The 23,059-nt window shown below is 53.1% G+C and carries 21 protein-coding genes; 14 read left to right on the top strand and 7 right to left on the bottom strand.

The window, feature by feature from the left end:
• The first annotated feature begins 12 nt into the window (after positions 1-12).
• The 4 genes from KNP06_RS05490 (at position 13) to KNP06_RS05475 (ending at position 2,500) form a co-directional block, all read left to right on the top strand.
• Positions 13-246, top strand: a complete 234-nt coding sequence (locus KNP06_RS05490; protein ID WP_029594535.1) for a hypothetical protein — start codon at positions 13-15, stop codon at positions 244-246.
• A complete protein-coding gene (locus KNP06_RS05485) occupies positions 243-443 on the top strand; it encodes a helix-hairpin-helix domain-containing protein (RefSeq protein WP_214788055.1) in 201 nt (66 codons plus the stop codon). The genes KNP06_RS05490 and KNP06_RS05485 overlap by 4 nt, the downstream gene beginning before the upstream one ends.
• A 155-nt stretch (positions 444-598) precedes the next feature.
• Entirely contained in the window at positions 599-2,059 is a 1,461-nt protein-coding gene (locus KNP06_RS05480; RefSeq protein WP_214788052.1) for a UDP-N-acetylmuramoyl-L-alanyl-D-glutamate--2,6-diaminopimelate ligase, read from the top strand.
• 96 nt (positions 2,060-2,155) lie between these two features.
• Positions 2,156-2,500: a YflT domain-containing protein gene (locus tag KNP06_RS05475; RefSeq protein ID WP_034779525.1), complete on the top strand. Its 345-nt coding sequence runs from the start codon at positions 2,156-2,158 to the stop codon at positions 2,498-2,500.
• Positions 2,501-2,558: 58 nt separating this feature from the next.
• On the opposite strand, the gene KNP06_RS05470 is transcribed toward KNP06_RS05475, so the two are convergent.
• Positions 2,559-3,554, bottom strand: coding sequence for an MDR family oxidoreductase (locus tag KNP06_RS05470; RefSeq protein WP_214788049.1), 996 nt, complete (start codon positions 3,552-3,554; stop codon positions 2,559-2,561).
• Between the two features lie 146 nt (positions 3,555-3,700).
• Between KNP06_RS05470 and KNP06_RS05465 the strand changes: the two genes are divergently transcribed.
• Entirely contained in the window at positions 3,701-4,132 is a 432-nt protein-coding gene (locus KNP06_RS05465; RefSeq protein ID WP_214788046.1) for a hypothetical protein, read from the top strand.
• Between the two features lie 19 nt (positions 4,133-4,151).
• Here the strand turns inward: KNP06_RS05465 and KNP06_RS05460 are convergent, their stop codons facing one another.
• The 4 genes from KNP06_RS05460 to KNP06_RS05445 all read right to left on the bottom strand — a co-directional run bounded on the left by KNP06_RS05460 (position 4,152) and on the right by KNP06_RS05445 (position 6,562).
• Positions 4,152-4,358, bottom strand: a complete 207-nt coding sequence (locus KNP06_RS05460) for a hypothetical protein (RefSeq protein ID WP_034779520.1) — start codon at positions 4,356-4,358, stop codon at positions 4,152-4,154.
• 88 nt (positions 4,359-4,446) lie between these two features.
• Positions 4,447-5,151 carry an SDR family NAD(P)-dependent oxidoreductase gene (locus tag KNP06_RS05455; RefSeq protein WP_214788043.1) on the bottom strand — a complete coding sequence of 235 codons (705 nt, stop codon included), beginning with the start codon at positions 5,149-5,151 and terminating at the stop codon, positions 4,447-4,449.
• Positions 5,152-5,162: 11 nt separating this feature from the next.
• Positions 5,163-5,549 carry a GNAT family N-acetyltransferase gene (locus tag KNP06_RS05450; protein WP_214788040.1) on the bottom strand — a complete coding sequence of 129 codons (387 nt, stop codon included), beginning with the start codon at positions 5,547-5,549 and terminating at the stop codon, positions 5,163-5,165.
• Entirely contained in the window at positions 5,546-6,562 is a 1,017-nt protein-coding gene (locus KNP06_RS05445; RefSeq protein WP_214788036.1) for a serine hydrolase domain-containing protein, read from the bottom strand. Before KNP06_RS05445 ends, KNP06_RS05450 begins: the two co-directional genes overlap by 4 nt.
• 156 nt (positions 6,563-6,718) lie before the next feature.
• On the opposite strand from KNP06_RS05445, the gene KNP06_RS05440 reads away from it, so the two are divergent.
• Positions 6,719-7,621 carry a sensor domain-containing diguanylate cyclase gene (locus tag KNP06_RS05440; RefSeq protein WP_214788033.1) on the top strand — a complete coding sequence of 301 codons (903 nt, stop codon included), beginning with the start codon at positions 6,719-6,721 and terminating at the stop codon, positions 7,619-7,621.
• A 39-nt stretch (positions 7,622-7,660) separates the two neighbouring features.
• Here KNP06_RS05440 and KNP06_RS05435 read toward each other — a convergent pair whose 3' ends face one another.
• Together KNP06_RS05435 and mgtE are read right to left on the bottom strand one after the other, a co-directional pair.
• Positions 7,661-9,442 (bottom strand): solute:sodium symporter family transporter, encoded by a 1,782-nt coding sequence (locus KNP06_RS05435; protein ID WP_214788030.1) that lies wholly within the window; start codon positions 9,440-9,442, stop codon positions 7,661-7,663.
• A gap of 145 nt (positions 9,443-9,587) precedes the next feature.
• Positions 9,588-10,946, bottom strand: coding sequence for a magnesium transporter (gene mgtE / locus KNP06_RS05430; protein WP_214788027.1), 1,359 nt, complete (start codon positions 10,944-10,946; stop codon positions 9,588-9,590).
• A gap of 342 nt (positions 10,947-11,288) precedes the next feature.
• Between mgtE and arcA the strand changes: the two genes are divergently transcribed.
• The 8 genes from arcA (at position 11,289) to cydC (ending at position 22,972) form a co-directional block, all read left to right on the top strand.
• Positions 11,289-12,518, top strand: coding sequence for an arginine deiminase (arcA, locus tag KNP06_RS05425; RefSeq protein ID WP_031199961.1), 1,230 nt, complete (start codon positions 11,289-11,291; stop codon positions 12,516-12,518).
• Positions 12,519-12,534: 16 nt separating this feature from the next.
• Positions 12,535-13,563: an ornithine carbamoyltransferase gene (gene argF, locus KNP06_RS05420; RefSeq protein WP_214788024.1), complete on the top strand. Its 1,029-nt coding sequence runs from the start codon at positions 12,535-12,537 to the stop codon at positions 13,561-13,563.
• A 53-nt stretch (positions 13,564-13,616) separates the two neighbouring features.
• Positions 13,617-15,092 (top strand): arginine-ornithine antiporter, encoded by a 1,476-nt coding sequence (arcD, locus tag KNP06_RS05415; protein WP_138858664.1) that lies wholly within the window; start codon positions 13,617-13,619, stop codon positions 15,090-15,092.
• Positions 15,093-15,107: 15 nt separating this feature from the next.
• Positions 15,108-16,070: a carbamate kinase gene (gene arcC, locus KNP06_RS05410; protein WP_138858665.1), complete on the top strand. Its 963-nt coding sequence runs from the start codon at positions 15,108-15,110 to the stop codon at positions 16,068-16,070.
• Between the two features lie 179 nt (positions 16,071-16,249).
• Positions 16,250-18,592 carry a glycoside hydrolase family 31 protein gene (locus KNP06_RS05405; protein ID WP_029594558.1) on the top strand — a complete coding sequence of 781 codons (2,343 nt, stop codon included), beginning with the start codon at positions 16,250-16,252 and terminating at the stop codon, positions 18,590-18,592.
• Positions 18,593-18,721: 129 nt separating this feature from the next.
• Complete coding sequence (locus KNP06_RS05400; RefSeq protein WP_029594559.1) at positions 18,722-19,411, top strand: Crp/Fnr family transcriptional regulator; 690 nt, start codon at positions 18,722-18,724, stop codon at positions 19,409-19,411.
• 124 nt (positions 19,412-19,535) lie between these two features.
• Positions 19,536-21,260, top strand: a complete 1,725-nt coding sequence (cydD, locus tag KNP06_RS05395) for a thiol reductant ABC exporter subunit CydD (protein ID WP_214788022.1) — start codon at positions 19,536-19,538, stop codon at positions 21,258-21,260.
• On the top strand, positions 21,257-22,972 hold the full coding sequence (gene cydC, locus KNP06_RS05390; protein WP_214764434.1) for a thiol reductant ABC exporter subunit CydC: 1,716 nt from the start codon (positions 21,257-21,259) through the stop codon (positions 22,970-22,972). Before cydD ends, cydC begins: the two co-directional genes overlap by 4 nt.
• Positions 22,973-23,059 lie beyond the last annotated feature (87 nt).

Genomic DNA, 23,059 nt, shown 5'->3' with positions numbered 1-23,059 from the left:
GAGGGAGATCAGATGAGGCAAGAGGTCATGCGTTGGATGCGGAACGGACAAGTCGTAGAAATGGTGTATATCGATCGGAACGGGGTCATTTCAAAGCGACGCGTCAAACTGATGAAGCTGCAAGGCGATCGACTTGTCGCGTGGGATATACGCAAGAAGGCCCGTCGGACATTTTGTATGGAACGTGTCCTCGCCTGTCTCCCGACGATCGAACGAGATTCAGGACGAGAGGAGGGAATTGGATGACACCACTTCCGAAATGTTCGGCGCCGGCCGAACGGGCGCTCAAGGCCGCCTATATCGATACGCTCGAACAGTTGGCCACGTATACGAAGCAAGAGATTGCGGTCTTACATGGGGTCGGGCCAAGTGTGCTGCGGATCTTGGAAACCGCGCTTCATGAGCAAGGACTTCGGTTCACCGACAGCGAAATACATTCCTAGTCCCGTCCTGGACTAGGAATTTTTTGGTTGGGCGATTGCATTGCACGTAAAAAGGGAAGTAATATATTTGTCATCTCCATTACAGCCTAATATCTAGTACCATGACGATAAGGTTTGCGAACCTAGCGACACCCATGAGAAAGGAAGTACACAGCATGAGGACGAAACGTTTATCCGCCATTCTAGAAAATGAGATGGATGACATCGAACGTGATCCATGGGTGACCGGAATTGAGACAGATTCCAGAAAGGTCAGTCCAGGGAATTTATTTATCTGTATCCGCGGTTATACGGTGGACGGACATGAATTCGCTGAGGATGCCGTCTCCAAAGGAGCGGTTGCTGTCATCTCGGAATACCCGCTTGATCTTGAGGTGCCGAACCTTGTCGTCGCGGACACGAAGCGGACAGCCGGCGTGGTGGCCAGTGCCTTTTATGACCACCCCTCACATCGGATGCGTATTTACGGTGTCACCGGTACGAATGGCAAAACGACGACCGCGACATTGACATATGATCTATTTCGTCTGTCCGGACGACCGGTCGGGATTGTCAGTACGATTGGAGCACGTTATAAAGATCAAACATTAAAAACACCAAATACGACGCCGGAAGCCGTCGTCTTACATCGTATTTTGGCCGAGATGGCGGATGCCGGCGTGACCGACTGTGTCGTCGAAGTCTCCTCGCATGCAATGATGGAAGGACGTGTCGAAGGCGTCCGATTTCACGCGGCGGCGTTCACGAACTTGACGCATGACCACTTGGATTACCATCGCTCAATGGACGAGTACGCCCGGGCCAAAGCCCGATTATTCGAACAAGTCGAAACGACAGACGGGGACGCCATTATTTTGAACGCCGAAGACCCGGCCAGTAAAACGATGGCCGCCTTTGCCCCGACCCGTCGACGTATCATGTATAGCACGCATGCGGACGTACCGGCCGATATCCAAGTCATTTGGCATGACCAAACGGTAGTCGTCAAAATGAACGCACTGACGATTGAGGCGCCGGTCCGCTTCATGGGCGCATTCAATGCCGCCAACTTGGCCGCAGCCATCGGTCTCGTCTCGACGTCGGAACTGATGTTGCGCTCCATCATCGCCAACGTGCCGGGACTCACGCTTCCGAAAGGTCGGCTCGAACGACTCGATACGGAAGACGCCGAGATTTATATCGACTATGCCCATACGCCTGATGGACTCGAAAAATGTTTGTCGACGCTTCAGCAAGGGGAACGTGAACTCGTTGTCGTCTTGAGTGCGGCCGGAGACCGAGATCCGACGAAGCGGGCAGAGATGGGTCGAATCGCGAGCCGCTATTCAGACGATTTAATCGTGACAGTACATGACGTGCGGACGGAAGACCCGAGGCACATCATCGATGGATTGCTCGAAGGTGTTGATTCGAACACGCATTACGTGACGTTCGAGGAACGGCGAGATGCCTTGCGCCATGCAGCGCAACAAGCGCTCGTCGGTAAACGGATCGTCGTCGTCGGAAAAGGTCATGACCATGTCGAACGAGTCGGACAAGAGTCGATTCCGTTCAACGAATCGGACATTTTGCTCGATGAATTAAAAAAATTAAAAGGCCAAGAACCGGCCGTTTAACGAAACGATGACAGCTGTCATCGTTTTTTAATGTGTCATTTTAGGAAAAGAAGGTAATTACTCTTACTGTAACGCTATCGAAGGAGGGAACTACACATGTCAGTTTTGTACAAAGAGTTCACAAATGATGAAGAAGTCGTGACCGCCATTCAATCGATGAAAGCGAAAGGGATTGAGGACAAGCACATTTATGTCATCACCCATGACGATGACCGGACCGACCGTGTGGCCGATAATGCCGACGCGAATACGGTGACGGCATCAGACGTCGGCCTGGGGACGGCCGCGAAAAATGTGTTCCGTAAAAAAGGGGACGAGCTTCGAGCCCAATTCGAACAGCTCGGCTTCTCATCGACCGAAGCGGATCAACTCGAGAAAAAATTAGACCAAGGCAAGGTGATCGTCGTCGTCAAAGACGCACCAGCCGGATTCACGTTATAATTCCACCACCATGGAGAATACAGAGACAGGGCTGAATCGATGGATTCAGCCCTGTTTGTTAGTCATGGATCCGAACGACGGTCCGGCCGCTCAGTTCGCCGCGCATCATCGCCTCAGCGTGGCGAGGGACGTCATGCAACGGAATCTCATGAATCATATGGTTGAGCACGTTAGAATCAAGCAGCTCATCCAGTCGTTCCCACGCCTTCAGACGACGTACGATGGGTTGCATGACCGAGTCGATGCCGATTAATTTGACTCCGCGCAAAATAAACGGATAAACAGTTGTTGGAAGGTCGGAACCGCCGACAAGTCCGCAAGCTGCAACGGCACCTTCATAACGCGTTTGACTCAAAATATTCGCAAGAGTGGCCCCGCCAATCGAATCGATTGCCGCGTCAAACCGCTGTCGAGCTAACGGACGAACCGCTCCCTCAAGCTCGTGTCGATCGATGACGGTGTCAACGCCAAGTGCTTGCAAATAAGGGGAGTCTGTCTTTCCTGTGGATGCGATGACGTGATAGCCAAGTTTATGAAGTAAGATAATCGAAAAACTGCCTACGCCTCCAGTTGCACCTGTTACTAGCACTTCTTCCCCTGGTCGAACGCCAGCGGACTCAAGCGCATCGATTGAAAGCATGGCTGTCAATCCAGGTGTCCCGATTGTGATGGCATCACGCATGTCCATACCTTTAGGCAGTTTTACAAGCCAGTTTCCGGGAACTTGTGCAAATTGACTGAATCCGCCGAAATGTCGTTCGCCGATCCCGAAACCGGTGGCGATGACTTCATCGCCGGCTTTGAAGTCGAGATGATCGGACTCGACGACCTTGCCGACAAATTCACATCCAGGGATGAACGGGTATTGATTAATGATTTTTCCGGGTTCGGTAAGACCGAGGGAGTCCTTATAATTGAGTGCGGAATAATGGATCTCGACGAGGACGTTACCGTCTTCTTCTTTTGGAAGCGCGTCGAGTTTGACGTCCGTCACCTTGGCGTGAAGATGGTCATCCGTCTTGTCGAGGACGAGTGCTTGAAATGATTCGTTCATGGTCAATTGGCCCCTTTCGCTGATCCGTATTCTATTCCTTTGTTATGATTCCCTACCTGCCAAAATATATACACGAATGTTTCGTTCTAACAGGGAGTGGAATGGTACAATGAAAGAGATTCAACTAGAGTGAGGAGGAATGAAGCATGCGGCACGACGACTATGAGTTTGATGAAGAAGTAGAAGAAGGCGAATTGTTCAACGTATACGACATTCTGCCACCGGATGGTACCATTCTTGAGATGGCAACGGCCGAAGAGATGGTACGTGCGGCGGAACTCGAGGCGACACATAATGCGCTCGAGCGAATCCAAGACTCAAACTTTCAGTTGTCAGGGGTAACCTTTAAAGAGTTGCTGGCAGAGTTCGAACGATACGAGCAAGAATCGATGGAATTCTGGACAGGTGTTTATAGCCGATTGCGCATTCCATGGGCATGGACGATTCGAATCGATGTGGCCAACGGTCCGATTCACGTCGTCAATGACCGCGACATCTTTATCGATGAAGCGGACTTCGAAGAGTACGATTTCGAGGAATATGCTGATGATGATTACGAAGATGAAGACAATCAATGAATCCAAAAACGTCTTTCCCTCATTCAGGGAAAGACGTTTTTTTGCTGTCGAGGAGAGCAACACGGATGCGCGTTACTTCTGTCGCTCCGAACCAAAGTCCGACGCTACATAAGATGGCGACACCGCTCACCATCGCTCCGACAATCGCCGTGTCCCCAATCATCGTGAACGACAATCCGAGACTGAACAAGCCGAAAAATAATAATCCTCCTGCAATCGTCTTCATGACTTAGCCACCCTTTCTCATTTCATCTGTCTCTAGTGTAGGCGGTTGAACCTAAAAAGGGTGGTTGAATTTTATACCAGGTGAAAAATCAGTCTAGGTCATACACCGAATACGTCTTGCCATTCTCGAACGGCTCGTCTAGCAAGTGTTTCGCCAAGATGCGGGCGACCGTTTCAGGGGTGCGCAATCGTCCTTCCGTCACATAGGAGCGGAACTGTTCAACGTCACGGAACGCGTCTTCTGACGAGGCCCGAATGCTTTCCTGCATCGCGGTGTCCATGACGCCTGGATTGAACAAGGCGACCTTGTCATCCGTATCGGTCAATTCAAGGGCGACCGTCTCGGTTAAATGATCGAGCCCGGCTTTCGTTGCACAATAGGCACTCCAGCCCGAGATGGGGCGCTTGGCGGCCCCAGAGGTCACATGGATGAGCGAGACGGGCAGGTCGTATGCGAGCACCGCGTTTGTCAAGAGCATCGGGGCGAGCAGGTTGGCTTGGACGTGGGCGATGAGCTGCGCAGCGTCCAATTGACCGGCCCGATGAATCGGTTCAATCAACGCCGCATTTTGGACGACGAGCAAAGACGTTGCCGTCTCGATGAGCGGCTTCATCTGTCCAATTGCGGCCAGTGTGCTTGTCGGATCAGCTAAGTCGACCTTGACGTGACGGAACGAGGCATCGGTCGCCTGCGTCCGTGAAAAATTGACGACCTCGTAATCACGCTTCAATAGTTCTTCGGCGATGGCACGGCCGAGGCCGCGCGATGCACCGGTCACAATGGCTAGTTTCATGACAGTTCCTCCTATTCGTGAATCGTCTTTCGATACCCGTAAAACGGGCGGAAATTCAATTTCTCGTAGTACGTGTGGGATGAAGCGCTCGCGAGCATCTCGAGGCGCGTTTCGGGGTAGAGCGCATGCACGTGTGACAGCAGTCGCTCGCCAATCCCGAGGCGACGGTGCGAGGTCGCGATGAGCAGTTCGCACACGTACAGGCTCACGGTCGTGTCGGTCAATCCACGCAAGTAGGCGATCGCCTGTCCTTCTGATTCGACGACATAGGCGACGTTCGATTGCCGCCACGCCTGTTTCGTCAACTCGTGTTGTCGGACGAGTTGACTCCAACCTTCCGTTTCATTCAACGCTTGAATCTGTTCAAAGTCACGTTCTTCGTATGGGCGGATGTTCAAGAAGACACATCTGCTTTCTGTTCGATGACTTTCATGAGGTCGAACGCCCCGTCTGACTCGTTCGAACAGACGACCGAGACGATGTCTGTGGCCGGATAGTAAGCAGAATGAAAACTGACGCCGGGGTCATAGCCCATGACATGATATTTGAAGACGTGTCGATTCGCGTCCAATTGAATCCACAGACCGTAGCCATAATGTACGCCTTTGTCGTTTACCTTCACATGAGGAGTCAGCAGTCGTGATGTCATCTCCTCATCAAGTAGGCGATGAGCGAGCAGGGCGTTCCAAAGTTTGGCCATATCTTGTGCCGTCACGAACGCACCGCCGTCCGCGCCGCCTTTTATGGGAATCGAATAGTGGTTCGTCCGCCAAGAGCCGTCCGCGTGGTCGATATACCCGAGCGCCGTGTGCGCTGGTAAGGCATCGAGGGAGAAGTACCCCGAATCGGTCATGTCGGCCGGTTTGAACACGAATCGTTCGATATAGTCCGAGAACGTCAACCTGCTCGCTTGTTCGATGATGAGGCCGAGCAGGATATACCCGGCATTATTGTATTGGAACACGCCCCGTTCTTGTCGCATCGGTTCGTGCTGGAACATCTGGAGAAAGTCACGTAGCTGCCTGATGTGATACATTGGACGCTGTCGCCACAATTCCTCGAAATCGTCCATGACAGACTCGTCGAAATAGTCGGGGATGCCGGACGTGTGGGTGAGCAACTGTTCAACTGTCACGGCTGGGTCAAATCGGGGGAAGTCGATGTCCAAACTCTCGCGGAGTGTCGACGTAAACGACAATTTTCCTTGTTCGACGAGCTGGCAGATGGCAATCGCTGTGAACAGCTTACAGCCCGAAGCGATGCCGAAGCGGGTCGACGTTTGATTTTCGATTTGTTCGGCCCGATTCGCGTAGCCTTGCTGAAGTTCGAACAGGATGTCGTCTTGTCGCATGACGAGCGCCGATCCAGAAAAAGTAGATGAAACTTCATAGCGTGACCAGTCAGGACTCATGGTTGACCTCCAACTTCTAATTTTAAGTTTAAGTTTACATTCATCAACAAATGAACGTTACATTTAAACATTAACCTAAATAATGGAAAAGGTACAGGCGGCGTTTCGCTAACATGATACGATAGAATAGTACGTTTAGATGGGGAGCGGGAAAACATGGAACAATTTTGGTTAGGTTTATTAGTTGGATTGATTTTGGTACTTGTTGCGCAGAAGATACTTCAATCACGTAAAGAGGTGGACGGGGCGTTTGCACATTTCGGTAACCACGTTAAAGACGTCATTTATATATTTGAAGTCAAACCAACGTTTCGTTTTCGTTACATAAGTCCTTCCCTTGATTTGTATTTAGGTGAGGGTGTTGTAGCGGAAAACTATGAAAATCCAGATGATTGTTTTCGTCGTATTCACCCAGATGATTATCAAATTCTCATGAATAAAGTCTCAGGAAAGATGAGTTACGATGAGGCTATCTCGCAACGTTGGCGAACTAATGACGGTCGTTACTTGCGTTTTGAAGAATACACGACTCCGATTTATAAAAATGGTGAGATTGTAGCTGTACAAGGAATCATTAGGAATGTAGAAGCGGCTGTAATGAAACGTGAGGAGTTAGAATATGTGAGCCGTCATGATGAACTCACTGGGGTTTTGAACCGACGTGCCTTTAATGAAACAATTGATCGTCTTTCTTTTAAAAAAGTAGGGTTGATAGTCATTGATTTAAATGACTTGAAGAAAATTAATGACCATCAAGGTCATTCGGCTGGTGATTTGTTACTTCAGAAAGCGGGACTCCTCTTGCAAGGGGTAAGCACAAACGTTTATCGGATTGGAGGCGACGAATTTGTTGTATTAACTGATCAACTACAACAAGATAAATTGCTAGATTTGACGGTTTCCATTAGAAGCGTGTTTGAATCGAATGATATTTCAGCCGCTGTCGGTGCAGCTTGGGAGGAACAGTTAAACGATTTCAAGAAATTGTATGATCAAGCGGACCAAAACATGTATGAACAGAAGAATAGAAGTAAGACAAATCGACACGTTCCTTGCTAAAAGATATCAGCAAGGAACGTGTCTGTTTGTCTAAATACATTATTCACCAATCGCTTCTTCACGTTCGGTGTCTGTCGTACCGAGATTCGTCAAGTAAGCCTCATATTTCGGCAACCAGTAGCGATACGATGTCCAGACGAGCCCGCTCGTCGTCGCGACCAAAGCGAGTGTCGCTGGCCAGAACCAGCTCGACACGATCCCGTCCGCGTAGGCGAGACCGATTGGTGAGAAGACGAAGTAGACGAACACCATCGAAGCAATCAGGATGATTGACGTCGAGATGGCATGGCGCCAAGGTTTGACGCGACCGAGGTCGATGCGAATCGGATTGATGTGTTGCATCGGACGAACTTTCGCGAACACGAGCATGATGGCCGTCTCGAGGACGAACAAAATCCCGTAAATGTGAATGAAGTTAATGCCGAGGTCGAAGCCGAACCACTGCTCCGTTCCCCAAACGAGGAAGTAATACGTGACGACGTGGAAGCCGATGACGAGTTTCGCGGCGATCGGCGGCACCCGCTTCACGAGCATCCCGATTAAGACGATGACGAGAATCGGGATGTTGAAGAAGCCGGTGAAACGGCGAATCAAGTCCCAAAGGCCGTCCGGTGCATACATCAAGTTTGGAGCGACGAAGAACGAGACGAGCGCGACGAACGTCCCGAACCATTTGCTGACCCGAATCAAGTCTTTGTCTGATGCGTCCGGTTTGAACTTCGGCTTGTAAATATCGAGCACGAATAGCGTAGCGATACTATTCAACAGCGAGTTGAACGAGCTGAACACGGCACCGAGCAAGACGGCGAGGAAAAAGCCCATGAGCCACATCGGCAACAAGTCGGCAATCAAGCTCGGATAAGCGAGGTCGGCCTTGTCGACGTTCGTGCCATACAAATGGAATGCGATAATCCCCGGGAGCAACATGAAGATTGGGACGAGCAACTTCAAATAGCCGGTGAAAAGCACCCCTTTTTGACCCTCGGCCAAGTTCTTCGCCCCGAGCGCCCGTTGGATGACGTATTGATTGAGCGCCCAGTAGAATAAATTCGCGAAAATCATCCCTGTGAAGATGGACAAGAACGGGACGGAATCGTTCTCTGAACCGATTGCGTTCAGTTTCTCTGGATTCTCGGTTGCAATCGTCTTCATCCCATCGACGAGGTTGCCGTCACCGAGCGCGATGAAGCCGAGCGTCGGGACGAGGAAACCGATGATGATCAAGCCGATTCCGTTCAACGTGTCGGAGACGGCGACGGCGCGGAGTCCGCCGAAAATGGCGTAAACCGCTCCGATAATCCCGATGAACCAAATGACGAGCCAGAGCGACTGCTCGAAGCTGATGCCGAGTAATTCCGGTACGTCAAACAGTTGTAGGACGGCCAGTCCGCCGGAATAGAGCATCGATGGGATCGTGACGCACATATATCCGAACAAGAACAACAGGACCGTCAAGCGGCGGACGTCCTCGTCATACCGTTGGCTCAAAAATTCAGGAATCGTCGAAATACCGATTCCGAGAAAACGCGGCAGTAAAAAGAGCGCCATGATGATGGCGGCGATTCCGGCTGTGACTTCCCAAGCCATGGCCGACATGTTGCCGGCGAACGATTGCCCGTTTAAGCCAATCAACTGCTCGGCTGATAAGTTCGTTAATAAGAGCGATCCGGCGATGAATAGACCGGTGAGACCACGTCCAGCCAAGAAGTAGTCGTCGGCACTCTCGACTTTCCCTTTCGTCATGCGATAAGACACGTAAGCGACAAGCCCCATGAATAAGGCCCCTGTGATTAATATGTAAACAACTTGTTGAATGGTCAACGACATTCCCTCCCTCAACTTCTTCTTATTTATAAGTACTTTTTCATAACTACCCTTCACGAAGTATGATTATTTCCCGTTTTCTCTTTTGTAAAAGAACCGTAACAAACCTCACAACAAAAAAAGACACCTGAGAGGTCAGGTGTCAAAAAAAGCGAAGCAACGAAGTCGCGACCGTGAAATAAATGATTAAGCCGAGATTGTCGACGACCGTCGTGATGAACGGACCGGACGCGACGGCCGGATCAAGTTTCAATCGATTGATGAGGAGCGGCACGAGTGTCCCGACGATGGTCGCCACGCTGAGCGACGCAAAAATCGACAGACCGACAATCATACCGATTAAGGCACTGTCATAGAGGACGGTGATGACGCCGAAGATGACGACCATACAGGCGAGACCGAGCAATAGCCCCGTCCCGAACTCACGGCGAATCATCTTCAACACGTTCTTTCGATTGATTGTGCCGAGCGCAATCGAGCGGACGGCGACGACGAGCGATTGGGTGGCGGCATTACCGGCCGAACCCATGACGAGCGGCATGAAGACGGCGAGCAAGACGATCGTTTCGAGCGTGTCCTCGAAACCGCCGATCGTCGACGCCGTGATCATCCCGAGAAACATGAGGCTGATAATCCACGGTGCCCGTTTCATCGCCGCCTCGACCGGTCCCATGTTGATGTCGGACGAACCTTTCGTCGCCGACAGCTCTTCGAAATCCTCGGTCGTCTCTCGTTCGATGACGTCCATGACATCGTCGACCGTGATGATTCCAAGCGGATGGTCCTCGCTATCGATGACAGGCAGGGCCAATAGGTCATATTTCTGAACGGTCCGGGCCAAGTCTTCCTGGTCGGCGAGGACGTGGGCCGACACGACGCGCCGGCCCATGATGTCCGCGATTTGCACGTCGAGCGGGGAGACGATCAAGTCGCGTAGCGAGACGACGCCGACGAGCCGGCGATCAGTATCGATGACATACAAGTAATAGATTGTCTCAGCTTCCGGTCCAAGTTCGCGCAAGTCTTCGAGCGTCGCACCGACGGTCTTGTCCGCTTTCAACACGATAAATTCGGTCGTCATGATGGCACCGGCCGTATCGTCCGGATAACGCATCAAATCTTTGACCTCGGTCGCCTCGGTCTCGTCCATCAACTCGAACAGTTCGTTCATGAAGTCGTCAGGGAGCTCGGTCATCAAGTCGGCGGCGTTATCCGAGAACATGTCGTTCAACACACGCACGGCGAACGGACGGGGCATCTCTTGGATGAACTGTTCCTGCTCATCGAGCTCAAGCTTTTCAAACAGGTCAGTAAACTCTTCCGGGGACAGCGCCTCATAGACGAACTCACGGCCCGGACGTTCAAGTTCGATGAACAGGTCGGCCTGTTCACCGGGGTGGAGGGTGAGGAACACGTCGCGGAAATCGACCGGGTCCCCTTTTTGAATAAGCGCTGTCACTTGGGCTTCATGACGGGCGCGTTCTGTACGTTCGATTGCCATCGACTCACTTCCTTTTCACATCATTTGTCTATATTATGGCACGACTGGCGAAAGGCTCAAACAAAATCAAAAAAACGCTATGATTTTTTTTCACAATCTATACAGCGTGTATACGTCACTTTCCCTCGATTCGAGGGACCACACCGTTTCTCGAGTGATTGTTCATTCAAATCATGTCATGCTCTATGCACTATTCTGTGGAATCCACCACAGTCCGAACGTCGGACTTGCCCATCGTGGAAATGGGTAAGTTGATAATGTAAGGGTAGCAACACACCCGAATCACAAGGAGGAAGCGAGATGATATCGATGACGGATCAACAAACCGCACGGGACACGACGCTGAAACATCCGATCCACGTGTATTCAGAAATTGGTGAACTCAGGACCGTCCTGTTAAAACGTCCAGGACGCGAACTCGAAAATTTGACCCCGGAATATTTGGAACGACTCTTGTTTGACGACATTCCCCATCTTCCAGTCATTCAAAAAGAACACGACTACTTTGCGAGCGTGCTGCAAAATCGAGGCGTCGAAGTGCTTTATCTCGAAAACTTAATGGCTGAGACGTTGTCGTTGCCGGGTGTCCGTGAACGTTTCGTCGCTGATATCTTGTCAGAGTCCAAATCAAATATCAACGGTTCGTACGAGACGCTGAAAGAGTATTTGCTCGCCTACGACAATGAAAAGTTGATTGAGACCGTCATGGCCGGAATTCGAAAGTCCGAGATTAAGCCCGAAAAACGGCGCCACTTACACGAGATGATTGAGGACACGTATCCGTTCTATCTCGATCCGATGCCGAACTTATACTTCACCCGTGACCCGGCGGCAGCAATCGGCAACGGGCTATCCATCAACCGGATGAAAGAGCCGGCTCGTCGTCGTGAATCGTTGTTCACGCAATATATTATGCGCTATCACCCACGATTCGCGAAACATGACATCCCGATTTGGTCGGACCGCGACTACCGCTTCGCGATGGAGGGTGGGGACGAGCTCGTATTGTCGAAGGAAGTCGTCGCCATCGGGATTTCCGAGCGGACGACGGCCCAAGGGATTGAACGGGTCGCCCTCAACTTGTTGAAAAACGGCGGCACATTCAAAAAAGTCATCGCCATCGAAATTCCGAAGTCACGTGCGTTCATGCATCTCGATACGGTCTTCACGATGGTCGACCATGACAAGTTCACGATTCATCCGTTCATCCAAGGTCCAGGAGGCAAGATGAATATCTTTGAACTGACGTTGAACGCTGAAGGCGAACTTCACATCACGCAGCATACGGATCTGTTGAACGTGTTGAAAGCCGCACTCGGTCTCGATGAGATCGTCTTAATCCCATGTGGGGGCGGGGACCCGATTGCCGCTGCCCGCGAGCAATGGAACGATGGGTCGAACACGCTCGCCATCGCCCCAGGCGTCGTCGTCACGTACGACCGCAACTACGTTTCGAACGAGTTGCTCCGTTCCGAGGGCGTTGAAGTCATCGAAATCATGTCGAGTGAACTGTCGCGTGGCCGTGGGGGTCCACGCTGTATGAGCTGTCCGATTATCCGCGAAGACATTTAACGAGGAGGAAACGAGCATGTCCACAACGTACAACTTTGATTTGAAAGGCCGTCATTTTCTATCATTGAACGATTTTTCAGGAGACGAGTTGAACTATTTGATCGATTTATCGGCCGCCTTCAAGCGTCAAAAGCAACAAGACGTCCCGCACCGCATCTGTGAAGGGAAGAACGTGGCGCTCTTGTTTGAAAAACCATCGACACGGACGCGTTGTGCGTTTACCGTGGCGGCCATCGATCTCGGCATGCATCCGGAATACCTCGGGAAATCGGATATCCAGTTCGGCAAAAAAGAATCGGTTCGAGACACGGCCATCGTGCTCGGACGTATGTTCGACGGCATCCAGTTCCGTGGGTTCGCCCATGAGACGGTCGAAGGTTTGGCCAAAGATGCTGGTGTCCCGGTATGGAACGGGTTAACGGACTTATATCATCCGACTCAAATCTTGGCCGACTTCTTGACCGTCAAAGAACAGAAAGGCGAGTTGTCTGGCATTCGCTTCGTCTATGTCGGCGATGGACGCAACAATATGGGCAACACACTCTTGATTGGTGGTGCCAAAGTTGGGATGGACATGCGTATCTGTGCACCGAAATCGCTTTGGCCGTCGGATGAAGTCGTCGATTTTGCCCGCTCGGTCGCTGCTGAGACCGGGGCGAAGATCACGTTGACCGAAAGCATCGACGAAGCGGTCGCCGACGCCGACGTGATTTACACCGATGTGTGGGTGTCGATGGGCGAAGAGGCCGAGTTCGCCGAGCGCATCAAACTGCTTCACCCGTATCAAGTGAACATGGACATGCTCATGAAGACGAATAATCCGGACGTCATGTTCCTCCACTGTCTGCCTGCCTTCCACGACTTGGAGACCGAAGTCGGCCGGGCGATCTATGCGGAGTACGGATTGACCGAGATGGAAGTCACGGACGAGGTGTTCCGGAGTCGTCATTCCTTCGTCTTTGATCAGGCGGAGAATCGGATGCACACGATTAAAGCGGTGATGGCGGCGACGCTCACCGACACGAACGAATGGCTTGAACGCTGACGGACGGGAGGGGTTTCCCCTCCGGTTCGTACTAAACGAAAGGGATGAGTTCAATGTCTACGAAAATAGCGCATGACTCAAGTGGAACGGCTGGCGTACAACCGGAGAAAAAGGATCGACGATTAGGGCTCGGGGCGTTGACGGCACTCGTCGTCGGTTCGATGATTGGCGGGGGAGCCTTCAACTTGGCGGCCGATTTGGCCCAAGGTGCGAACGCGGGGGCGATTTTGATTGGGTGGGTCATCACCGGAATCGGGATTATCGCACTCGGTCTCAGTTTTCAAAATTTGACGATGCGTCGTCCAGACCTCGACGGAGGGGTGTACAGTTACGCCCGGGCCGGCTTCGGTCAGTTCATGGGGTTCAACTCGGCGTGGGGCTACTGGCTCTCCGCATGGCTTGGTAACGTCGCCTATGCGACGCTCCTGTTCAGTTCGGTCGGTTATTTCTTCCCAATCTTTGAAGGCGGTCAAAACATCGCCTCCATCATCGGCGCCTCGATTATGCTGTGGCTCGTTCATTCGCTCATTTTACGAGGCATTCATGAAGCATCCATGATCAACATCATCACGACGATCGCGAAACTCGTACCGATTTTTGCTTTTATCACCATCACCTTATTCTTCTTCAACCTCGATAATTTCACGTTCGATTTCTGGGGCCAGGGTGGTTTCTCATGGGGTAGTGTGAGAGACCAGGTCGTCTCGACGATGCTCGTCACACTATGGGTGTTCATCGGGGTCGAAGGGGCGGTCGTCTTATCCGGACGGGCCCGCAAGCGCTCGGACGTCGGGAAAGCGACGGTCATAGGATTGCTCGGGACGCTCATCATCTATCTGCTCATCTCGGTCATGTCGCTCGGTCTCATGAATCCAGAGAACGTGGCGAACGCCTCGCAACCGGCGATGGCGTACTTGCTCGAGTCGGCGGTCGGACCGTGGGGCGCGATGCTCATCAACGGCGGTCTCGTCATCTCTGTCCTCGGGGCGTGGCTCGGGTGGACGTTACTTGCCGCCGAGATTCCATTCGTGGCCGGGAAAGACGGCGTGTTCCCGAAATGGTTCACGAAAGAGAATAAGAACAGCGCGCCGGCCAACGCACTCTGGCTCACGAACGGATTGATCCAGCTGTTCCTCTTCACGTTCCTGTTCTCGGATGCGGCGTATAATTTCGCTTTCTCGCTCGCTTCGAGCGCCATCTTGATCCCGTACGTCTTCTCGGCCTTCTATCAAGTCAAAGTCGCGAAGAACGGCATCGGCTATAACGCCGGTGAACGCCGGACCCGCGACCTCATCATCGGAGCCGTCGCCTCGATTTACGGGATTTGGCTCATCTATGCGGCTGGAATCGACTATCTGCTCTTGACGACCTTACTGTACGCACCAGGTACGTTGCTCTATATCAAGGCGCAACGTGAGAACGGCATCAAGACGTTGACGAAGACGGAATGGATCGTGGCCGGGGTCTTGACCGCGCTCGCCATCTTGGCCGTCGTGCGCATCGTCTCAGGAAATATCTCAGTCTTTTGATCGGGGGAAACCAATATGCGGAATAAACGAGTAGTCATCGCACTAGGTGGAAATGCGATTCAACAAGGAAAAGATGCGACGGCCGAGGCTCAAATTCGAGCCGTCGAGGCGACGGCTGAATCTCTGGCCGCGCTTGTCGCCGAAGGGATTGAGGTCATCATCACCCACGGGAACGGGCCGCAAGTCGGGAATTTGATGTTGCAACAGGCTGCGTCAGATAGTCCGGCGACGCCGGCCTTGCCACTCGACGTTTGCGGGGCGATGACACAAGGGATGATTGGCTATTGGTTCGAGAATGCCCTCACGAAAGCTCTGAGATCGCGCGGTTTGGAACGTTCGGTCGCACCGATCGTCACGCGGTCGGTCGTCGACCCGAACGATAGTGCTTTCAGTCACCCGACGAAGCCGATTGGTCCCTTCTACGACGAGGCGGAAGCGCAGCAGCTTGAACGGACGACCGGTTATGTGTTCAAAGAAGACGCCGGTCGCGGCTATCGCCGCGTCGTCCCGAGCCCATTTCCGGTGGCGATTCTCGAACACGCGGTCATCCGTGACCTCGTCGCCCATGAGCACATCGTCGTCGCCTCTGGCGGCGGGGGGATTCCTGTCATCGATACAGCCGATGGCTATGTCGGCGTCGAGGCGGTCATCGATAAAGATTTTGCCGCTGCGAAACTCGCCGATCTCGTCGACGCCGACATGCTCCTCATCTTGACGGCCGTCGAGCACGTGTTCGTCGATTTCGGGACACCGTCGGCCCGGGCGCTCGAGGAGACGACGAAAGAACAACTCGAGACGTATATCGCCGAGGGCCAGTTCGCACCGGGCAGCATGTTGCCGAAAGTTCGGGCCGCCCTTCAATTCGCCGAATCAGGACACGACCGGGTTGCCGTCATCACGTCGCTCGAACAAGCCCTTGCGGCGGTCCGAGGTGAGGTCGGGACGCGCGTCCGACTCGCCGCGACGCTCCAACAATAAGCACGAAACCGCAGATGTCCGCGTCTGCGGTTTTTTTCCTGAAATGGTATCTCGTCGTTTTTTATGGTCCGACATGGGGAAGGGAAGTTGTATGTCGATTTAGACATTGTTATCATCGTTAGTGTAAACGTTTGCACAATTTAGAAGGGAAGTGACAAAGAGCGGTAACGCTCGAGCTTATGCGTCTATTTGAAGAGGAGAACGTCTATACGCAACAAATGAAACCGCAGGCAGATGATCGGGCGATCGTCCAAGGGAGCTGCTATCGCTTCACGGTACTGACGAGCCAACTGATTCGGATGGAGTATGCCGAGGATGGGGTGTTCGAAGACCGGCCGACCCAAGTCGTCTTTAACCGGGCGTTCGTAGTCCCAGAGTTTCGCGTGATTGAGGATGAGACGGAATTGCAAATCATCACGGAGCACGTCCACCTCTACTACACGAAAGGGCCGTTCGCGCCGAACACGCTTTACGTCGACGTGAAAGGGAACTTCAGTACGTATTATAGCCGCTATACGTTTAACGGACCGGAGCGGACGTTGAAAGGGACGGCGCGAACGCTCGACCACGTCGACGGGGCGACCGAACTCGGTGAAGGCATCGCCTCGAAACAAGGGTATGCCGTCATCGATGACTCTGATTCGTTCATCATGACCGAGGACCGTTTCGTCGAACCGCGGCGTAAACATATCCATGACTTGTATTACTTCGGGTATGGGCATGAGTATAAGCGTGCACTCCGTGACTTCTATCAATTGACCGGCCCGACGCCGCTGTTGCCACGAAAAGCGCTCGGCAACTGGTGGAGCCGCTATTGGCGCTACGACGAGACGGAATATAAAGAACTCATGCGTCGGTTTAAGACAGAGGACATCCCGTTCTCGGTCAGCGTCATCGACATGGATTGGCACGTCACCGACGTCCCCGAAGAATACGGGAGCGGATGGACGGGCTACTCATGGAATAAGAACTTGTTCCCGGACCCGAAAGGATTCTTGACGTGGCTCAAGCAAGAAGGGTTGCTCGTCACGTTGAACTTGCATCCGGCGGATGGCGTGCGTGCGTTCGAAGACCAATATGTGGCGATGGCCGAGGCGATGGGCATCGATCCGTCCCAAGGCGACCGCATCCCGTTCGACTTTTCCGATAAACGCTTCATTCAAGCCTATTTCGAGCAGATGCATCATCCGCATGAAGACGACGGCGTCGATTTCTGGTGGATCGACTGGCAACAAGGCTCGACGTCGAAAATGGAAGGGCTCGACCCGCTCTGGATGCTGAACCACTATCATGCGGCCGACATCGCCCGGGATGGTGATCGACCAATCATCTTCTCCCGTTATTCGGGCCCGGGCAGTCACCGCTATCCGGTCGGTTTCTCGGGAGACACGTTGATTTCGTGGGCGTCGCTCGCGTTCCAGCCGTACTTTACGGCGACGGCTTCCAATATCGGCTATGGTTGGTGGAGTCACGATATCGGTGGGCATTACCGAGGTTCAAAAGACGATGAGCTCGCCGCACGTTGGGTCGCGTTCGGTGTGTTCAGTCCGATTATGCGCCTGCACTCGACGTTCAGTACGTTCAACGGCAAGGAGCCGTGGCGCTTCGGTCTCGAGGCGGAGCGGTCGATGAAGACGTTCTTGCGTCTGCGCCATCAATTGATCCCGTACATCTATACGATGAACTGGCGGAACCACGCGGGTGCCTTGCCGCTCATCTTACCGATGTATTATGAACATCCGGATGAGGACGCGGCGTATGAAGTACCGAACGAATACTACTTCGGCAGTGAGCTCATCGTCTCTCCGATCGTCGAGCCGATGAATAAACAGCTCCACGTCGCAGCGACGAACGTCTGGTTACCAAAAGGTGACTGGTTCGATTTCTTTACCGGTCATCGCTATGCGGGAGAGAAGTCGGTTCGGGTGTTCCGGGGACTTGACGAACAAGCAGTGTTCGCGAAAGCAGGGGCCATCATCCCGATGGCACGGCATTACTCGGGCCGTAACGATACGGATAACCCGTTCGAATTGGAAGTTCTTGTCTTCCCGGGCGCGTCGAATACGTTCACGCTCTATGAAGACAACGGGTCGGACCGTGACTATGAGACGGGTGCTTACGCTGAGACGACGTTCACGCTTGATTGGGAGGAACGGAAACTCCACATTCACGTTACAGGTGACCGGACCGTCTTGCCGTCTGACCGTAACGTCACGTTACTCCTCCGAGGTGTGACCGGTTCTGGTGAATACAATCGAGAGACCCAGACACTGCGCCTCGAACTCGGTCCGATTGATGAAGAGATGACGGTGTCGCTCCCGGTCGAACTGACGGCAAACGATCACCGGCTCGATCGTTTGTATCGTTTCTTGGACCGCGCCGAGATTTCTTATGATTTAAAAGACAAGTTGTATCGATCGGCGGCAGCGAAGACGCGGCTCGAGGCATGGCTGTTCGATTTGCACGCGCTTGAACTCGACCGTGACCTGCAAGATGCGATCATGGAGTTGATGCTCGACTGAATAACGTGCTGTGACGAAGAGGGTGAAAGCCCCTCTTTTTTTGTCAGAAAATCGTTGGATTTTGTAAGCGTTTTCAAATTGAATCCAACTATACTAAAAGGAGAGGCAAGATAGATTGGAGGGTTCAACATGAAACCGAAATGGACCGTAGACGACTTGCGGCAACTCGATGTATTCACCAAATGTACCGCCCGTGAGCTCGAGGCACTGTTGCCCCATGTCTATTGTCGAACGTACCGGAAAGGACAGCTCTTATTCATGGAAGGCGATCCTCGGGAGCGCGTCTACTTTTTAATCAGCGGTTACGTGAAGCTCGAGCGCAACAACGAGACGGCGACCCATCAATATACGGACTACTTGAAACCGAAGCAACTGTTCCCGTATCGCGGCTTGATGACGGAACCGTATTATCAACATTCGGCGGAGGCGTTGACCGATATCGAGGTCATCTATATGCCGACGGACCGATTCGAACAACTCGTCTCTCGGAACGCGTCGATGTTACTCCATATCGTCGGACAGATGAATCGGATTCTCGACTTGCACGAACGACGGGTGCAGGACATCATCACTCCGAGTGCGACCGAACGCGTACTCAACACGATCCATTACTTGATTGAAGACCTCGGGGAACCGGAAGCAGAGGGGGTTCGCGTCCGGTGTCCGTTCACGACGATTGAAATCTCACGCTTATCCGGCACGTCACGGGAGACCGTGTCGAACATCTTATCGCGCTTACGAAAAGAAGAGGTGCTTCACTTCGATGCGCGTGAATTGATGATTGGCCATCCCGAATACTTTGAACAGTCGACCGTATGACGCCACGTGATATACGCGGCGTCTTTTGCATGTCTGGCTAAGCGAAGCGTTCGCCATGGTCGTGTGCATCAGTTATAATTAGTGAGAATCCTCACAAAGAAAAGTTTTGGATAGTATAGAAAGGATGAACGCAGTGAAACGACTGCAAGCTCTCGCTTTAGCTGAAAAACGCCATATCGTCGGACTCGTCATCGCCGCGGTGATGATCGGATTGTCGATTTTGGCGCAGGCGTATTTAATCGTCGATATCGTCGACCAGGTCTTTTTAAAAAATGCATCGTTTGAAAGCATCATCCCGGCGCTCGGCTGGCTCATTCTCGCCCTCGTCACGCGTGCTTTGTTCGGCTACATGTCAGGACGAATCGGAGCTAGTCTAGCGGAGAAAGCGAAACGGACACTCCGGTTGCAGTTGCTTGACCGTTATACATCGAATCCGATCGAGACATCTTTGTCCGGCCAGTCCGGAAAGAAAGTCAGCGTCTTCATGGACGCGGTCGATGAAGTCGACGCCTACTTCAGCCAATATTGGCCGCAAGTCATTCAAACGTCGATCATTCCGCTGCTCATTCTCGTCGTCGTCTTCAGCCAACATTGGATCTCGGGCGTCATCATGATGGTGACGGCGCCCTTCATCCCAATCTTTTTCATTATCATCGGGATTGCGACGCAGAAAAAATCCGAACAACAGATGGAGAAGATGAACCAGTTCTCCGGAAAGTTCTTGGACGTGTTGCAAGGATTGACGACATTGAAACTCTACGGTCGGACCGAGCGTGAGGCGCAAGCGATTGAAAAGAGCAGTCTCGACTTCCGCGACGCGACGATGGTCGTCTTGAAGACGGCGTTCTTGTCGGGTCTCATGCTCGAGTTCATCTCGATGCTCAGCACAGGGGTCGTGGCGCTCGAAGTGGCGCTGCAAATGGTCGTCTGGCAGAACTTGACGTTCTTCTCCGGCTTTTTGATTCTCGTCTTGGCTCCGGAATACTATTTGGCCATCAAAGACCTCGGCGGTGCGTTCCATACCGGACGCGGCAGCATGGGGGCGGCCGATCGTATTTTCGAGGCGCTCGACGCACCGGATGAACGTCTGCAGTGGGGCGACCGGACGTTGACGAGCCGGACACCCGACCTCGAGCTCGACGAAGCATCATTCGCCTATGAAGGGGGGCGTTTCACGCTCCAGCCTTTAAGCGGCGTGATTCCTGCCGGTGCCCACGTGGCGCTCGTCGGGGCGAGCGGGTCCGGGAAGACAACCGTCTTGAACGTGTTATCGGGGCTCGTCAAACCTGACAGCGGACGTGTCCTCGTGGACGGTGAACCGCTCGAGACGTACACCGATACGTCATGGTATGACACGATTGGCTATATCTCACAAAATCCGTATTTGTTCGCCGGCACCGTCGCCGATAATATCGCCCTCGGTGAGGCGGCGGACGAAGCGAAGATTCTCGAGGCGGCGACGGCAGCCGGGTTGAACGATGTCATCGCTCAGTTGCCGAACGGTCTTCATACCGAACTCGGTGAAGGGGGTTACGGCTTATCCGGAGGCGAACGGCAGCGGCTCGCCTTGGCCCGGGCCTTCTTGAAACGTCCCGGCATCATCTTGTTCGATGAACCGACGACCGGACTTGATTTAGTGACCGAACAAGTCGTTCGGCGCTCAATCGATGAGTTGTCACGTGAGTCAACGCTCGTCACGGTCGCGCATCGTCTGCATACGATCAAACAAGCCGATGCGATTTGGTTCATGGACGAAGGGCGTCTCGTCGCCCAAGGCACACATGACGAACTGCTCAGCGTTCCGCAATACGCTGACTTATTCACGCTACAGAAAGGGGTGAGAGGATGAATTCCCTTTGGACGATCACGAAATGGATGATGCGAGAGAAAAAGGATATCATCCTCTCGGTCTTCTTTGGTTATGTCGCTGGCATCGCAGCCGTCGCTTTGTTCGCGGCGAGCGGATACCTCGTCTCACGGGCTGGGCTCGTGCCGCCGCTGTATGCGCTCATGGTGCCCGTCGTTTTGATTAAACTGTTCGGTGTGATTCGGGCGAGTGCGCGCTATCAGGAGCGTCTCGCCTCGCACCGGGCGACGTTCACGATTTTGAGCGAACTCCGGGTCCGATTTTATCGTCAACTCGAGCCGCTCGTCCCGAGCATCTTTGCCAAATATCGGAGTGGGGACTTGCTCGCTCGCGTCGTCGGTGACGTCGAGAGCTTGCAGAACTATTTTTTACGGGTGTTCTATCCGCCGATTATCTTGGTACTCGTCTTCTTGAGCACGATTTTCTTCGTCACATACTTCTCGGTCTGGGTCAGCGTTTGGATCTTGTTCGGCGTCTTCGTGACCGGTTTTTTGATCCCGGCCTTCTTCGCCCGTGTCCGTGCCAAGCATGACCGGGAACTCCGTACCTTGCGAGGAGACCTGTCGAGTGGGATGACGGAGATGATGTACGGCTATCGCGACCTGTTGTTGCACCATCGGCTTGGTCAAACGCGCAACGAACTGCTTGAACAGAGCGACCGCTACGCCGATGCCCAAAAACGAGATGTGACGAACCAGTTCTTCAACTCCTCGCTCGTCGTGGCGGCGTCCTTACTCGTCTCATGGGGTGTTTTGGCCATCGGGGCCTATCTTGTCGTCGACGGGGAATTAAATGGCCTCTTCTTGGCCATGCTCATCATGATGTCGCTCACCGCGTTTGAGAACGCGACACCGATGGCAGTCTTCCCAGGCCACTTTGCTGACAGCAAGCAAGCGGCCGATCGACTGCTCGAAGTGGTCGAGCCGAGTGAAGCGATTGTCGCTGCCGAGTCGGCCCGTACCGACGTAGCGCTCGAGACAGCACCTGACGTATCGTTCGAACGCGTGAGCTATCGCTACCCGGACACGTTCCGTGACGTGCTGAGCGGCGTCGACGTGACGTTACGAGGCGGTTCAAAGACCGTTATCGTCGGACCGAGCGGCTCAGGGAAATCGACACTACTTCAACTGTTGCTCGCTTTTGTCAGACCTGAGTCTGGTGAGATCCGATTGAATGGACAGCGGTTGGACGATGTGACCCAAGCATCGGTCTGGCGTGAAGCCAGCGTCGTCCTTCAAGAGAACCACTTCTTCTTCGGGACGGTGCGAGAGAACTTGGAGCTCGCCGGTAATTTCTCGGACGCTGAGATGGAAGCGGCACTCGCGAGTGTCCGCCTCGGTTTCTCGCTCGACGAGCCCGTCCTTGAGAAAGGGACGAACTTATCGGGCGGCGAGCGGCAACGTCTTGCCATCGCCCGAGCCTTGTTGAAGAATGGATTGCTCTGGATACTTGACGAAGCGACATCGGCCCTCGATGCGCGGACCGAGGCGGACGTGTTCGCCGAGATTTTGCGTCAAGCCGATGAAGCGACGCTCGTCATGGTCAGCCATCGTCTGACTGGGCTCGAACGTTTCGATCACATCATCGTCATGGAGTCCGGACGCATCGTCGAGACCGGATCGTATGATGAACTGATGCAGGCACACGGTGTCTTCTATGGCTTGAAACAAATCGAACAAGATATCTTTGCATGAAAAAACGAGCGGCTCCGTCGGAGAGCCGCTCGTTTTTTTGGATGGCAAATTTGGGTGCAACAAATGGGGGTTGTCGCATTGCTTTCA

It is taken from the genome of Exiguobacterium sp. s21 (genome assembly GCF_018617975.1).
GTDB lineage: Bacteria > Bacillota > Bacilli > Exiguobacteriales > Exiguobacteriaceae > Exiguobacterium > Exiguobacterium mexicanum_A.
Note: the sequence above shows the minus strand (reverse complement) of the source record. Positions and strands in the feature narration are given on the sequence as shown.

Coding starts and splice junctions, on each gene's coding strand:
- KNP06_RS05490 (WP_029594535.1), top strand. CDS start 13: ATGAGGCAAGAGGTCATGCGTTGGATGCGGAACGGACAAGTCGTAGAA.
- KNP06_RS05485 (WP_214788055.1), top strand. CDS start 243: ATGACACCACTTCCGAAATGTTCGGCGCCGGCCGAACGGGCGCTCAAG.
- KNP06_RS05480 (WP_214788052.1), top strand. CDS start 599: ATGAGGACGAAACGTTTATCCGCCATTCTAGAAAATGAGATGGATGAC.
- KNP06_RS05475 (WP_034779525.1), top strand. CDS start 2,156: ATGTCAGTTTTGTACAAAGAGTTCACAAATGATGAAGAAGTCGTGACC.
- KNP06_RS05470 (WP_214788049.1), bottom strand. CDS start 3,554: ATGAACGAATCATTTCAAGCACTCGTCCTCGACAAGACGGATGACCAT.
- KNP06_RS05465 (WP_214788046.1), top strand. CDS start 3,701: ATGCGGCACGACGACTATGAGTTTGATGAAGAAGTAGAAGAAGGCGAA.
- KNP06_RS05460 (WP_034779520.1), bottom strand. CDS start 4,358: ATGAAGACGATTGCAGGAGGATTATTATTTTTCGGCTTGTTCAGTCTC.
- KNP06_RS05455 (WP_214788043.1), bottom strand. CDS start 5,151: ATGAAACTAGCCATTGTGACCGGTGCATCGCGCGGCCTCGGCCGTGCC.
- KNP06_RS05445 (WP_214788036.1), bottom strand. CDS start 6,562: ATGAGTCCTGACTGGTCACGCTATGAAGTTTCATCTACTTTTTCTGGA.
- KNP06_RS05440 (WP_214788033.1), top strand. CDS start 6,719: ATGGAACAATTTTGGTTAGGTTTATTAGTTGGATTGATTTTGGTACTT.
- mgtE (WP_214788027.1), bottom strand. CDS start 10,946: ATGGCAATCGAACGTACAGAACGCGCCCGTCATGAAGCCCAAGTGACA.
- argF (WP_214788024.1), top strand. CDS start 12,535: ATGTCCACAACGTACAACTTTGATTTGAAAGGCCGTCATTTTCTATCA.
- arcD (WP_138858664.1), top strand. CDS start 13,617: ATGTCTACGAAAATAGCGCATGACTCAAGTGGAACGGCTGGCGTACAA.
- arcC (WP_138858665.1), top strand. CDS start 15,108: ATGCGGAATAAACGAGTAGTCATCGCACTAGGTGGAAATGCGATTCAA.
- KNP06_RS05405 (WP_029594558.1), top strand. CDS start 16,250: ATGCGTCTATTTGAAGAGGAGAACGTCTATACGCAACAAATGAAACCG.
- KNP06_RS05400 (WP_029594559.1), top strand. CDS start 18,722: ATGAAACCGAAATGGACCGTAGACGACTTGCGGCAACTCGATGTATTC.
- cydD (WP_214788022.1), top strand. CDS start 19,536: ATGAACGCAGTGAAACGACTGCAAGCTCTCGCTTTAGCTGAAAAACGC.
- cydC (WP_214764434.1), top strand. CDS start 21,257: ATGAATTCCCTTTGGACGATCACGAAATGGATGATGCGAGAGAAAAAG.